The sequence below is a fragment of the Paraglaciecola psychrophila 170 genome (assembly GCF_000347635.1).
Taxonomy (GTDB): domain Bacteria; phylum Pseudomonadota; class Gammaproteobacteria; order Enterobacterales; family Alteromonadaceae; genus Paraglaciecola; species Paraglaciecola psychrophila.
In genome coordinates, this window is sequence record NC_020514.1 from 3419194 (window position 1) to 3433161 (window position 13968).

A 13968-nucleotide genomic window follows, 5' to 3' on the forward strand; every position below is an offset into this window, starting at 1 on the left:
TCTTGTGCCAACTTTCAAAAAAACTAAGTGATTGTTATAACTGCCTTTTATTTGAAGTTAGATATATAGGGGATATATGCATGATTGTAATTTCTATTTTAAAAATGCAAATTGAGAAAATTTTTTATTACGAGAAAAAATCAAGAGAATGCGGAATTTAATTTATTAGAAGCTAAATAGATTATCAAAAAAATATGGATTTTTAGAGCCAGCTCAATCACATTTAGACCTCATGATATCCAAAACTAAGTGGGCTTTTATGTAGTTAAATACGACGGAACTCTGAATAACGTTTTAATACTAAAGAGGTTAGTTTAGTGAGTTTATCTGGAGGAGGATAAGATTGGCATTTCATCTCAGCTAAGGCCTGACATTTGCTGAATAATTTAGTTAACCTTGCCAGTATTTTATGACTTAAATTGAGCCATAAATTTGTGCGTAAAGGCCCAAAACTATAATGCCGAATATAATCATTTAAGTCTGGATCGTAAGTATTGTTCCAGCTGCGATCCAAGGTACTAACGAATTGACAGTGTTTGGTATATTCAATGATATGCCCATTTTCACCCCAACCCACGTTGTTTTCAGCCAAGATTGGTTGATGCCTAGCTGTTACTATCATGTTTAACCAATGAAGTACTTTTCTATGGTTTTTTATCAAAATTACACCTGAGTTGTATCGACCAGTGTAACTTTTTGCTAAATACACGTATTTATCAGGCAGTAACACACTACTTAGTTGTGGCGCATGTGTTTGAATATAAGCATCAGCATCGACAAATAATACGGCATCATAACCATTTGCTAACGCTTCAATCATTAAAGTTAGCTTTAACCAACAGCACTCCACACCAATAGAAGTCGCGTAAGGTTTAGTAACAACTTGATAAGTATACCCATTAAGGTCTGCATAACGTTTGTGTGAAGCAATGCAATCTTTATACAGCCATTGGTAACCGTTCAATGCAATGCTAAATACCAACACCTTGTTTTTCATGGTTTCACCACTCTAATACTGATTTTTAGACGTCTTCTAATGGTTTCAATGCAATAAGCAATCCAATATTTGCATCACGTAAAAATCAGGTTTCAGAGCTATCGCGTAAAATTAGCCATGTGATTTGGGAATTTATTTTGTATTGCGTTGCAATTTGCAAACATTCAAAGAATTAACATCTAGTCTTGTTATATAAATGAAGCACTTGATTGATATGGGTATTTACTCATGGCGCGAAGATAGGGTACTGAAGACATTGCAACTATTCTGACACAGGGGGCCCACAAATTTGATTGGATGATGAAAAAAAATTTGAGTAACTGGAAAAACATTATGCACTGATTTTATCGGATAAACTTAATCTACGACTCAGTCTTCTAATGCTTTCAAAATCAAGCAACTTAACTATTTTACTATCCCCAATATAAATAAGATTTTTTGTCTGGATTAAATGGTCTCGAGGAGGCAATCAAAATATAATTAAGCCTAACAATTTAAAATAGTTGCGCAATGAATACACTGATGATTTTTTTAAGCTGTTATTTCAGCTGTGCTTTTTGTGTCTCTAATAATTTAAATAATTATAATAAATAGGTGTTTTAGAATAGGATGGTCTTCTACACTATTGCGGTCCATTGAATACATAGGCAAGTAAGTTAGGGAGACATCAAATGAATGATGCAAATGCAATAACTAAACCACTTATGACTGTGCTTTGTGTGGATGATGAATTAGATATTATTCATGCTATGAAACGTTTATTACGTAAACAAAATTACAATTTGCTATTTGCTTCAAGTGGTGAAAAAGCTTTAGAGGTCATGCGACAAAACAATGTCGATCTTATCATTTCTGACATGAGAATGCCTGCTATGTCTGGAGCAGAACTATTAGAAAAGGTAGCTACGTCTTATCCTAACAGCTATCGTATTTTATTGACTGGATACGCAGATATGGAGTCGACGGTAAGTGCAACTAATAAAGGTAAAATTCTTAAATATATACAAAAACCTTGGGATAACGACGAGCTAATCAGTTCAATAGAAGAAGGGTTAGAAAAAGTTAAATTACACAAATAGAATTGCACACAACAATAGCGCCTCGCAAAAATTATTATTCAATCTTATTAAAATCCTCGCCAATATCAACAGCGGCTTTGCAAATAGTGTAAGCCAACTATCCAAGAGAATAGCCGAACATTTATCGCTATCGAAAGATGAAATCAGTGATATTACTTATGCAGCGTTGTTATGTGAGATCGGCTTGTTGGGCTTAGATACAGTCATTTAGCGAACTTAACTATAGGCATATGCCAAAGCACCTGAGACAAACAAAAATAGCGCAACTGCACTCGGACCGGCCCTTAATTTGAAAGTTGTATAAATTATTATTAGCTACTAATTTGAGTGTTACAGTGGTGAAGCTCCCAACAAGTTAGTTGAGTCACTGATACTCATTGGAGCCAAAATTCTATCTGTTGCAAGAGATTATTGGCGTTGCGCATTAGGTCTGATCACATAGGTCAAAATGAACGATACACAAGTTAAGCAGAAATAAAGAAGATCACAGGTAAAATTATGACCGTGAAGTGCTTGAAATATTATTCAATAATGATGATATTGTTTCTGACGAATTTATAGAAAAACAGATCCTCATTGATGCACTTGAACCGGGTATGATGCTCAATTACAATTTATTCTATATCCAATATTTTAGTATTGCCGGAAGAGCATGTATTTTATAAAGCGACTATAACGAGGATGATAATAAAAGAACAATAATCTAATGCTAAAAACTCACTGGAAAAGATAAGTTAAAGGTAGTGCCCAATCCTATTTCAGAGTCAACAGTAACCTGCACATTATGTGCTTCAAGAATAACATAGGAGACAGACAGACCTAATCCTGTACCCACACCGACTGGCTTAGTGGTAAAAAAAGGAGTGAATAGCTTACTTATCGTCTCTTCGTTCATACCGCACCCGGTGTCTTTAACATGAATTATCACTCTGTGGTTTTCTTCAGTATGCCAGATACTGAGTTTTCCACCTCCTTGCATGGCGTAGGCTGCGTTAATAAACAAATTCATAAAGACTTGTTGTAATTGCCCTAAATTACCTAAAACTAACGGGCTTGAATTGATCATTTGATTATCAATTTGATGCTCATATTTAAATACGTTCCCAGCAATTCTCAACGCAGCATCAACACATTTATTCAGCGATATTTGAATCAGTTTTGCATCCCCAGCATGAGAAAAACTCTTTAAGTTTTCTACAATATCTCTGACCCTATTTAACCCTTCAATATTGGAGGTTAATAAAGCTACAGAATCCTCATGTATATATGAAAGGTCAACTTTTTCACATAGGGCAATAAAAGACGACATATCCAAATTATTATGTGTTGCCAGTTCACGTTTAATATCATCATGAAGGCTTTTATAATCAATTAAATACTCTTTAAGCACCTGCATATTTGAACGTATAAAGGCTAAAGGGTTATTGATCTCGTGAGCAACGCCGGCGGCTAACTGGCCCAGCGAAGCCATTTTTTCTGATTGAATGAGTTGACGTTTGGCCATTTCAAGCTTGTTAACTGACTCTTGAAGTTGCACGTTACGCTCTAGTATATATATGTCGGTTAATCTTCTTCGAATACCACTATTGAAGTCATCTCTTGCGGTCGCCAAAATTGGAAATATTCCCTCATCCACTGAACCCTTTTTATTTAAAAATGCTAGCCAACCTATCTTACCGCCAGACAAGGCAAAATTCATATACAGAATACAGCCAAAATACAAAGCGTCATCATCGATTAGCGTAGAAACGCTCCAAGACTCTAAGACATCCGCTTCACTGAGTGGCAAGTTGGCGTTGACGAGACTTTGCAACTCGCTCTGACTTTGCCATTCAAGCTCTTTACTCCATGCATTGTCTAACGTCCCTTCAACTTCCACACCATCCTTAGTCACGAGGTAAAACCCATATTCAGCAGCACAATACTCGCAAGTGAGTTCAATCATATTACTAATCATTTCGCTTAGGGGAAGTTCTGATGCATCACCCATTGAAGCTTTACTAAGGTATTCGAGCTCAAGTTGTTTTTTTGTAGCAAAAGCCAATGCTTTTTTCAAAGACTGATCAGTTTGATAAACTTCCATTGAATATCGCTCTAACTGGTTTTCAGCTATATTCCGTGCTTTCTTTTCTCTTGTGGCTTTACGTTCAAGAAGAGCAATACGTTTCTGGAGTTCACCCGCAGACTTTATCTCACTTAATACAAGCTTTCCCATTTGAGGCTCTAGGTATTTTTTCACACCTTTTCAACCACGAGCACACAACGCTGACCGCCTTCATGTTCACATTCTGATTGGGATACATTGACTGCTTGACCCATTTGCTCGGCAAGTCCGTGAACAATACCTTCACAAAAAAAACATAACTTACGTGGGGAAATATAATGGAATGAGAGTTTATTAAATGTTTCAGACAAAAACTTGAATTCAGGAACTAAGGCATTTGGGTTCAACTTTTTCACCTCAACATGAATAAAATCCTGCACTGCATGCAAAAATTCAAACACATCTTCAAAGTCGTGTGCACCTGATGGGGCAATATTATAAAACTCTTTAAACACCCATTTGCCAAAGGCAAACTGGACGTCTCTTACTGAGATATTTTGTTTATATGCTACTAACCCAATTAGCATAAATAATTCTTGGTCATCATAAGTGACAACAGTAGTGTAGGCCCCCTCACTTGGCAAATCAGCTTCATTAATTAATTTGTCCCAGAACCCCTCCCCCCAAAGTTCTTCGATAAATTCATTAAACTTTACTAATACTATGCCTTTCATAAAAAGTTCCTTAAAAACTCCTTAGTTAGTATTAAATACTTTTTTTGATTTTCCAGTTATTAATTTCATAAAAATTAATTGGTTACAACGAACCGAATAAGAGAAGCAGACCCAGTATTGTGGATAGAGTTGATTTAAATTGGGGCAAAATGTAATAGCAATTATCCACAATTAACGTACAAGGAACATTTGAATGCTTGGCGCATATCTTCTGGCAACTAAAATATTAAAAAATACTTACATAGGCGGAGCAGCTTGATCATATCGTGGGATTGTTGTGCAACATATTTGATAATGATTTGACTGACATCTTTCTAGTAACAGCAGTGTGCAAAAAATTCATAAACAACATGCTCCAATTACTGAGTCAATATCAGAAGCTTCTTGACCTAAGCTAGATTCCTAACTAATTATTGCTTACTAGCAATAAAATTTAATTGGATATATTCCAAAGGGAAGAGTACCAACACACATTACGTTTAAATATTATCATTAATAAAGGCCAATGCATGACCTTTATTAATTTTGAGGGTATCAGCTAAACAATCGCCAAAACCAGCCTTTAGATAACTCTTCTTCACAGGTCTTTAACTGAGTGGCATAATTTAAGGAACGTGAATGTACAATTTTAGCTACGTCCTTAAGCCATGCTTTGTGATTATAGCTGCCTCGACTATACCCTCCCCACCCTTCGTGATAATTAAGATACTGCAATTCAGCATCCCACTTTGAGATACCATTTATTGCATTCGTTTTATTGATAAACCAACCCATGAAGTCCATTGCATCACTAAAATCTGTTCGTTCGGCCCAAGAGTTGTCTGTTTCCCGCTTGTAATCATCCCAAGTGGGAGTCTTAGCCTGAGAATAACCATAAGCACTGCTGACACGCCCCCAAGGTATCAAACCAAAAAAGAAATAGTCTTTGGGTGGGCGGGCTTTAGCTTTAAAAGAGCTTTCCTGATACATCATCGCCATAGGCACATGAATAGGTACACCCCACTTCTCTTTCATGTCGGTCGCTGTTTCAAACCAATCACGCTTTTCTGTAAAAATATCACAAATATTACTAATATTTTGAGGAGGGGTGGCGGTGCAAGCCGCTAAAAATAGGGTGCTAGCCATGGTTATTAAAATAATTTTTAAAATTTGATATTTTTTTTTGAACTTTTGTTGCATAACCTACTCTTAATTAGCGTGTTCTAGTTATTATGTGTTTTCCCTAGTAGTAGCTTTAAAGCCTGATAAATTTCAGGCTTTTTTTTGCCTAAAATTAGTCAGTTGTGCTAACCGAAAAATAACTACTTAGGAAGTCATCGAATGAAATATTGTCCTGCTGCTCAATCACCCGCTGTTTTTCAATGGATAACTTTGCGTGTTCTGCTAATTCTTCAGCATTCATAAATTGATAATCAGAACCTATCAATTGTTGTTTGTAGTCTTCTGCTAAATTTAAACCCAATGCACCATTGTCACATTGTTGGCTGACTAATTGTTCTAAAATTTTGGCTGAGGGAGTTAAACTTGGATCCAGTACTTTTTGTTTTTCAAGCTCTAACGCAACAGAATAATGGGTTGTGTTATTCGCCTGATCGAGAACTAAAGCCACTTCATGCATATCAGAAAACAACTGCAATGCCCAGGATGATAGGCCTATCGATTGTTGTTCATTTAAGAGCATAAGCTCAGGATCTCGCCCCTGAACCACTACAGTGCTTAAATTGACTTCAGTTTCATGATATTGCTGTTCATCCATAAGCGCACTTGGCTTAGTGACACAATACATTAAAAACACATCAAGAAAATAAAACTGATTTTCTTCAATGCCTATGGCGCTGAATGGATTCACGTCTAATGCACGCACTTCTACGTAACTCACACCTCTTTTATCTAATGCCTCTGAAGGTTTTTCTAACGACTGAGTTGGCTGTTTCGGCCTAATAGGCGAATATAGTTCATTTTCAATCTGCAATACGTTGGCATTCAACTGCTGATACTCGCCTTCTTTTTTACCGGCATACTTTTGGAAAGCCGAAGACGGCTGGTTAATCGCGGCTCTTAACGATGCAATGTAACTGTCTACTTGGTTATAACAAATATTTAAACCAGACTGTGCATTATTGGTATAACCTAAATCACTCATTCTAAGAGACGTGGCGTATGGCAAATAATAAGTGCCGCGACCCAACTTTTCAAAAGGGAGAGCGGTTTCTTTACCTTTAATGAACGATCCGCAAATTGCAGGAGAGGCACCATATAGATAGGGTATTAACCAACAAAAACGCCGATAATTTCTGATTAAAGCAAAATATGCCGCAGAAATAGTGTCTTTATTGGCTTTTTCTGCAGATGTTTTATCTAACCATTGTTGCCAGAATTCGTCAGGAAGAGAAAAGTTAAAATGCACCCCCGAAATAGCTTGCATCATACTACCGTAACGGTTTTTTAAGCCTACACGATACAGCGTTTTCATTTTGCCTACATTCGATGAGCCAAAGTTGGCGATAGGAATGGCGTCTTGATTCTCGATAAAACATGGCATACTCATAGGCCATAAACGCTCATCACCCATATTTGAAACTGCAAATTTATGCACATCATTTAACTGCCCGATAGTTTTTTGCACAGACACTTCAGGCGGTGTAATAAATTCGAGTAAAGACTCAGAAAAATCGGTGGTGATAAACTCATGGGTCAAAGCTGACCCTAATGCCTGTTGATGAGGACTCTGTGCCAAACCGCCGTCTGGATTAATACGCAACGTTTCACGCTCTATACCATGACGTATGCCAGTAAGAGTTTGAGTAACGGCTTGGTCTTGTAATACATTTAAACGCTCTGCAAAAGATGTCTGATTTACTTGCAAAATACTATCCAACTAAAATAAAAAGAACCCATTTGTGGCTTCTAGTCTACCTGCAGTTTATAAATAAAGTAACTAGGGTCTATGGGTAATTTACATAGAGTAACAAATACGCCATATTGTTTGCTAGAATGTGTAAAATTGAGAACTTGTAAGCTTTTTTAAATATCCGACTACATTGAAGGAAACGCTATTTTGTCTAGTTCTGACGTAAGTATTTTTGATACCCAATTTGCCATAAATCAGTTTAGCGGGAACAAAACGTTACTTGTGAAAATTTTAGACAAATTTATCCAACAATATCAGCATTTTGATACGTTACTCACAGAACACTTTCAACAACAAGATTTGAATGCAGCCAATCAACAAATACATACTTTAAAGGGAGTCAGCGGTAATTTAGGTATGCAGGCTTTATACCAAGCCTGTAAAGAACTTGAGGTCAATTTAGCTAACCCAGAAACCGAAAATAACTTAGACGATTTTTTGCAGGTTTTTAAGCAAACATTAAGCGTCATAAAAAATTTCTCAGCAGAAAAAGGCATTCAAGAAAATCCTGAAACTGCCCCTCAACAATACGACAGAGTAGCGCTAATTGCGGCATTAAAGCGCAATGAATTTATTTCTGAGAGTAAGATCCATAGTTATGGGAAATCATTAGATTTGTCGTCTAAAAAACTACAAGAAATAAAATTGGCTATTGATAACCTAGATTATAACAGCGCCATTGCGTTGTTGGAGTAGTAAAATATTTTGTTAGATTCCATAGAAGTTTTGTTTGATCATCCAGATTTTGTGGTGATTAATAAACCCAATAATATAGCTGTACAAAATGAGTCCCACCAATCGGGTATTTTACCAATTCTTTGCCAACAACTTCAGGTTGAAAAACTATGGTTAGTGCATAGACTGGACAAAGTAACGTCTGGTATTTTAATTTTGGCAAAACACTCACAAGCTGCCGCTATCTTTGGTCAGTTATTTGAGGAAAAACAAATAGAAAAATACTATTTAGCTATCTCTTCGAAAAAACCTAAGAAAAAACAAGGTGCCATCAAAGGTGGTATGAAAAAAAGTCAGAGATAGTAAGTGGATGTTGGACAGTAGCGATACTGCTGCGGCTATCAGCCAATTTTTTAGTTTCTCTATTTCCCCGGGTCTCAGGTTATTTTTGGTAAAGCCTCTCACAGGTAAGACACATCAAGTTCGAGTGGCCTTAAAAAGTATCGGCAGCCCTATTTTAGGAGATGAACTATACAAAGGCGCAAGCTCTGACCGCACCTACCTTCATGCCTATTGCATTCGTTTTAACTATCAACAGCAACCTATTTGCATTATCTGTCCGCCGGATAAAGGTGATGAATTTGTATCTGATAAAACCAAACAACAAATCACCGACTTAGCATCACCTTGGACACTCAAATGGCCAAACATCACGTTGCCCCCACAAAAAAATGCAGGTTAAGTCGCGACTTAAATCGCCTAAATTAGCGATTATTGGTAAAGGTGCCATAGGCGGGTTAATTGGTTTTAAGTGCTACCAGCTTGGCTATGATTATCAGCACTTAATAAAAACACCCGCGCAACCACTGTTTAAGGTAACCGATATAATTGGCGTGTCACATAGTTTCACACCTAATGCCTCAGTGATAACTAAGCCTAACCCATTTGATTTACTGATATTGCCAGTCAAAGCTTACCAAGTGCTGCCAGTACTCGAACAATTACGACATTATATTCAACCACATCACATAATAATGCTACTCCATAACGGTATGGGTACCATAGAACAGGTTAGAGAGAGGCTGCCTAATAACCCCTTGATCGCAGCCACTACAAGTTATGGGGCATTTAAACCGGATGCAAACACACTAATAGAAACGGGTTTAGGTCACACTCACCTGGGGTGGTTAGGTGATGTTGATTCAGCGTTAAAACAATCAATTGAGCCAATACTTTCTGAACTACTACCACCTAGTCATTGGCATCAAGATATCAGTTTGGCATTGTGGAAAAAATTAGCGATCAATGGGGTAATTAACCCCCTAACTGCCATTCATAATTTAACAAACGGCGAGCTTGCAGATTTAAAATTCAGCGCCAGAGTCTCTAATATTTGTAATGAAATAGCACAGGTCATGAAAGCGCTCAATTATCCAGTCAGCAGCGAAGATCTAGTTGTAAATGTTCAGCAAGTCATAACAGCCACAGCAAATAATTACTCATCTATGCATCAAGATATTAAGTTCAAACGTCAAACCGAAATTGACTTTATTAATGGTTATATCACCTCCAAAGCTGCTGAACTAAATATAGAGGTACCACATAACCAGCGTTTGCTTGAGCAAATAAGACAGTTAGAATAACCAAATCGGCTAAGCTATTACGTCCGGCGCTCAAGTTATGACATTTTTGTGTTGTCTGTGTCCCCTCATTGACTTAGATCAACAACAATAAGATCCGGCTGTTTATACTGATTGCAGATTCAGCTAACAGGTGCATCATTATGAAACAGAATGTTGGAATTTTAGATACCGCGATCCGCAGTATTATAGGTGTGGCATGCTTAGCCTTAGCGGCCGAAGGCCTTTTTCCACAAGTTATCTCTATTGCCCTTTTAGTGACTGGGTCATTACTTTGGATAACAAGTAGTTTTGGGGTATGTTTTATCTACAAACTTCTTAACCTAGACACATACCCAGGCGCAGGACATGGTTTAACTCAGTGGTATCCAAGCACTTAGAATAGATATCTCGATACACTTTACCTTTCAGGCCAGTTAAAGCTGTTTCATATTTATTCCGTAAATTTGGTCAACAGCAAAAAATAGAGTAACCAGACAAAATAGTAGAGAACCATTTTGAACACCTGCAATATGGCTCAAAGGGCAAAGTAAACGAATTTACTTTGTAACAATGCCGTCGCCACTGCTTTTTCCGCCTTTAACGTTTCAGCACAAAAAAGGCTTATTTTAGGGGCAAATGGCATGGATGCCATTTGAGCGAAAGTTGGAGGGAACACATTTGTGGCGAGCCTAAAATAAGTCTTTTTGTACGGTTAAGAACTTTAGTCGCGAGCAGCCATTCTTGGTTACTTCTTCTGGCTGTTGAAAAAAAACTGGCTTGAAGGGATTCAAGACAAAAACCATCACGCGGACGCCGTGCGGGACGATGGAGCGCAGCGTGCTTTTCGCTTTTAAAAAATAGAAAGAGCAATTTAACCTCTTCTCAAGTGGGTGTAAATACTTCAAACCATCAATCGCACGTCCCCATTATCGTGCGTGTCCTGATAATTATAGTCAATCAAACAGAACTTTTAGTCCAGCTATGTACTTTTTAGTTTGCTTGTAAACTCTGCCTTGGGATGTTTCTTTAAACATACCTGACTCGATGTTTTGTAGCACTATTGCAACGAAGAGTGTTTCTCTCAAAAACGCATCAATTACGCTTTATAAGGGAATACACCAGTTCAAATTCAATTTACATTTACATTTACAGGTACATACCAGACACAAAAAAAGGACACCAAGGTGCCCTTTCTAAAATAAAAACCTATTAACTATTCAGCCGGAACTTCAGGCTTCATATGTGGGAACAAAATCACATCTTTAATAGTTGGGCTATCCGTAAACAACATAACCAAACGATCGATACCAATACCTTCTCCCGCTGTTGGAGGTAAGCCGTATTCTAAGGCACGAATGTAATCCTCATCAAAGTGCATCGCTTCATCATCGCCAGCGTCTTTTTCTTCCACTTGTTTACGGAAACGAGCAGCTTGGTCTTCAGAGTCATTTAATTCCGAGAAACCGTTAGCAAGTTCACGCCCACCCACAAAAAACTCAAAACGGTCGGTGACAAAACTGTTGTCATCGTTTCTACGTGCCAATGGTGAGACTTCCCAAGGGTAAGCGGTGATGAAGGTGGGTTGGTCAAGTTTTTCTTCAGCCGTAGCTTCAAAAATTTCACACAAATATTTTCCTGCACCCCAAATCCCGTCTACTTCTGGCTCTTTAATATGCAACTGCTTAGCCATGACTTTAAGTTCAGCTAAATGGTTTTCAGGATCATTAATCGCTTCAACATTGGCTTCTGGCCAATATTTGATAACGGCATCATTCATGGTTAAACGAGCAAATGGCAGGCCAAAATCATAGTTTACTTCACTGACTACATTGCCTTCAGCGTCTTTAGTGGTGTTTTTGATAATGGTGGTGCCCAACACGTCTTGCGCCACTTTACGTAACATTTCTTCGGTTAGATTCATTAAATCATGATAATCAGCATAGGACTGATAAAACTCTAACATCGTGAATTCAGGGTTATGCCTAGTAGACAGTCCTTCGTTTCTAAAGTTACGGTTGATTTCGAACACGCGCTCAAACCCACCTACCACTAAACGTTTAAGATAAAGTTCTGGGGCAACACGTAAATACATATCGATATCAAGGGCGTTGTGATGAGTGGTGAAAGGTTTTGCTGTAGCACCGCCCGGTATCACTTGCAACATAGGGGTTTCAACTTCCATAAAATCACGTTCGATTAAAAAGTTACGAATACCACTGACCACTTTACTGCGGATCATAAACGTATCACGAGTTTGCTGATTAGTGATCAAGTCCACATAACGCTGACGATACTTAGTTTCTTGATCAGCCAATCCATGGAATTTTTCTGGTAGCGGACGCAACGACTTAGTCAACAATTGGTATTCGGCCATATCGACATACAGATCACCTTTACCTGACTTGTGTAACACGCCCTTCACACCAATGATGTCACCGATATCCAAACTACCATAACGTTCTTTTATGTCTTTTTGAGCATCTTTGGAAGCATAAGCTTGGATCTTACCGGTCATATCTTGTAATGACATAAAAGGTCCACGCTTAGCTAAAATACGACCTGCAATACTCACTACTTTTCCAAGTTCTTCTAAAGCAGGTTTTTCATGCTCACCAAAGGCTTGTTGTAATTCATCACTGTAAAATTCACGACGAAAGTCATTGGGGTAACCATTGGATTTACAATTTTCTCTTATATTAGAAAGTTTGGCGCGGCGCTCTGCAATCAACTTATTTTCATCTTGTGTTTGTTCGGTCATCGACTTTCCTGATATCTCTTTGCTGTGATAGGTATTACAGACCAGACTTTAAACTGGCTTGAATAAATTTGTCTAAATCGCCGTCTAATACGGCTTGTGTGTTCCTGGTTTCTACCCCAGTACGTAAATCTTTAATCCGAGAGTCATCCAATACATAAGAGCGTATTTGGCTGCCCCACCCTATGTCAGACTTTCCGTCTTCCATGGTTTGTTTTTCTTGATTCTGTTTATGCATTTCATGTTCATACAGCTTGGCTTTTAATTGTTTCATAGCCTGTGCTTTGTTTTTATGCTGCGAACGATCGTTTTGACATTGCACCACTATGTTGGTGGGTTCGTGTGTAATACGTACCGCCGAATCGGTGCGGTTAACGTGTTGGCCACCGGCTCCTGAGGCACGATAGGTATCGATTCTTAAGTCAGAAGGATCGATTTCAATCTCTATATCGTCATCCACTTCAGGATAAGCAAAAGCAGAAGCGAAAGACGTATGTCTGCGGCTTCCAGAATCAAAAGGTGATTTCCTCACTAATCGATGTACACCAGTCTCTGTGCGGATCCAACCAAATGCGTAATCACCACTAAATTTAATCGTGGCACTTTTAATGCCGGCAACATCACCGTCTGACACTTCAATTAATTCAGTTTTAAAGCCGTGGGCTTCGCCCCAGCGCAAATACATACGAAGTAGCATATTGGCCCAATCTTGCGCCTCGGTGCCGCCTGACCCTGACTGAATATCAATGTATCCATGGTTGGCATCATTGGGACCAGAAAACATGCGTCTAAATTCGAGTAATTCGAGTTTTTTAATCAGCTCAGCAAGTTCAGACTCGGCTTCATCAAACGTATATTGATCTTCAGCTTCAACGGCTAGATCAACCAAACCTTCAACGTCTTCCGTTCCTTGCTCTAATAAAACAATGGTATCAACTACTAGTTCAAGAGCTGCTTTTTCTTTACCTAAGGCTTGGGCTCGCTCAGGTTGATTCCAGACATCAGGGCTTTCTAATTCGCGATTAACTTCTTCAAGCCGCTCTTTCTTTTGATCATAGTCAAAGATACCCCCGAAGTGACTCGGCACGAAGTCTTATATCCGCTAACGCATTGTGTACTGGATTGATTTCAAACATGAATAATAGGGTTAC

At 38.2% G+C, this 13968-nt stretch carries 13 protein-coding genes; 6 read left to right on the forward strand and 7 right to left on the reverse strand.

Annotated features, from left to right (window positions below; translation table 11 throughout):
* Positions 1-265 precede the first annotated feature (265 nt).
* Positions 266-997, reverse strand: coding sequence for a hypothetical protein (locus C427_RS14915; RefSeq protein WP_007637635.1), 732 nt, complete (start codon positions 995-997; stop codon positions 266-268).
* Between the two features lie 671 nt (positions 998-1668).
* Between C427_RS14915 and C427_RS14920 the strand changes: the two genes are divergently transcribed.
* Positions 1669-2076: a response regulator gene (locus C427_RS14920; RefSeq protein WP_007637634.1), complete on the forward strand. Its 408-nt coding sequence runs from the start codon at positions 1669-1671 to the stop codon at positions 2074-2076.
* Between the two features lie 709 nt (positions 2077-2785).
* On the opposite strand, the gene C427_RS14925 is transcribed toward C427_RS14920, so the two are convergent.
* The 4 genes from C427_RS14925 to gshA all read right to left on the reverse strand — a co-directional run bounded on the left by C427_RS14925 (position 2786) and on the right by gshA (position 7720).
* Complete coding sequence (locus tag C427_RS14925) at positions 2786-4291, reverse strand: sensor histidine kinase (RefSeq protein ID WP_007637632.1); 1506 nt, start codon at positions 4289-4291, stop codon at positions 2786-2788.
* Between the two features lie 20 nt (positions 4292-4311).
* Positions 4312-4854 carry a heme NO-binding domain-containing protein gene (locus C427_RS14930; protein WP_007637630.1) on the reverse strand — a complete coding sequence of 181 codons (543 nt, stop codon included), beginning with the start codon at positions 4852-4854 and terminating at the stop codon, positions 4312-4314.
* 534 nt (positions 4855-5388) lie between these two features.
* Positions 5389-6033: a transglycosylase SLT domain-containing protein gene (locus C427_RS14935; RefSeq protein ID WP_015431021.1), complete on the reverse strand. Its 645-nt coding sequence runs from the start codon at positions 6031-6033 to the stop codon at positions 5389-5391.
* 94 nt (positions 6034-6127) lie between these two features.
* Positions 6128-7720 carry a glutamate--cysteine ligase gene (gshA, locus tag C427_RS14940; protein WP_007637628.1) on the reverse strand — a complete coding sequence of 531 codons (1593 nt, stop codon included), beginning with the start codon at positions 7718-7720 and terminating at the stop codon, positions 6128-6130.
* A 192-nt stretch (positions 7721-7912) separates the two neighbouring features.
* On the opposite strand from gshA, the gene C427_RS14945 reads away from it, so the two are divergent.
* From C427_RS14945 to C427_RS14960, 5 genes are all read left to right on the forward strand, one after another.
* Positions 7913-8461, forward strand: coding sequence for an Hpt domain-containing protein (locus tag C427_RS14945; RefSeq protein ID WP_007637627.1), 549 nt, complete (start codon positions 7913-7915; stop codon positions 8459-8461).
* A gap of 9 nt (positions 8462-8470) precedes the next feature.
* Entirely contained in the window at positions 8471-8803 is a 333-nt protein-coding gene (locus tag C427_RS28860; protein WP_015431022.1) for a pseudouridine synthase, read from the forward strand.
* Between the two features lie 7 nt (positions 8804-8810).
* On the forward strand, positions 8811-9182 hold the full coding sequence (locus C427_RS28865) for a pseudouridine synthase family protein (RefSeq protein ID WP_015431023.1): 372 nt from the start codon (positions 8811-8813) through the stop codon (positions 9180-9182).
* Positions 9172-10083: a ketopantoate reductase family protein gene (locus C427_RS14955; RefSeq protein ID WP_007637625.1), complete on the forward strand. Its 912-nt coding sequence runs from the start codon at positions 9172-9174 to the stop codon at positions 10081-10083. Before C427_RS28865 ends, C427_RS14955 begins: the two co-directional genes overlap by 11 nt.
* A 140-nt stretch (positions 10084-10223) precedes the next feature.
* Positions 10224-10460: a YgaP family membrane protein gene (locus tag C427_RS14960; RefSeq protein WP_007637624.1), complete on the forward strand. Its 237-nt coding sequence runs from the start codon at positions 10224-10226 to the stop codon at positions 10458-10460.
* Positions 10461-11275: 815 nt separating this feature from the next.
* On the opposite strand, the gene lysS is transcribed toward C427_RS14960, so the two are convergent.
* Together lysS and prfB are read right to left on the reverse strand one after the other, a co-directional pair.
* Entirely contained in the window at positions 11276-12820 is a 1545-nt protein-coding gene (lysS, locus tag C427_RS14965) for a lysine--tRNA ligase (protein ID WP_007637619.1), read from the reverse strand.
* A 34-nt stretch (positions 12821-12854) separates the two neighbouring features.
* A protein-coding gene (gene prfB / locus C427_RS14970) for a peptide chain release factor 2 (RefSeq protein WP_148285920.1) occupies positions 12855-13953 on the reverse strand; the annotation gives its coding sequence in 2 pieces (ribosomal slippage) (positions 12855-13877 and positions 13879-13953; 1098 coding nt in all).
* Between the last annotated feature and the right edge of the window lie 15 nt (positions 13954-13968).

Bases quoted from the DNA above. Each gene is read 5' to 3' on its own strand.
- C427_RS14915 (WP_007637635.1), bottom strand. From the start codon at position 997: ATGAAAAACAAGGTGTTGGTATTTAGCATTGCATTGAACGGTTACCAA.
- C427_RS14920 (WP_007637634.1), top strand. From the start codon at position 1,669: ATGAATGATGCAAATGCAATAACTAAACCACTTATGACTGTGCTTTGT.
- C427_RS14925 (WP_007637632.1), bottom strand. From the start codon at position 4,291: ATGGGAAAGCTTGTATTAAGTGAGATAAAGTCTGCGGGTGAACTCCAG.
- C427_RS14930 (WP_007637630.1), bottom strand. From the start codon at position 4,854: ATGAAAGGCATAGTATTAGTAAAGTTTAATGAATTTATCGAAGAACTT.
- C427_RS14935 (WP_015431021.1), bottom strand. From the start codon at position 6,033: ATGCAACAAAAGTTCAAAAAAAAATATCAAATTTTAAAAATTATTTTA.
- C427_RS28865 (WP_015431023.1), top strand. From the start codon at position 8,811: ATGTTGGACAGTAGCGATACTGCTGCGGCTATCAGCCAATTTTTTAGT.
- C427_RS14955 (WP_007637625.1), top strand. From the start codon at position 9,172: ATGCAGGTTAAGTCGCGACTTAAATCGCCTAAATTAGCGATTATTGGT.
- C427_RS14960 (WP_007637624.1), top strand. From the start codon at position 10,224: ATGAAACAGAATGTTGGAATTTTAGATACCGCGATCCGCAGTATTATA.
- lysS (WP_007637619.1), bottom strand. From the start codon at position 12,820: ATGACCGAACAAACACAAGATGAAAATAAGTTGATTGCAGAGCGCCGC.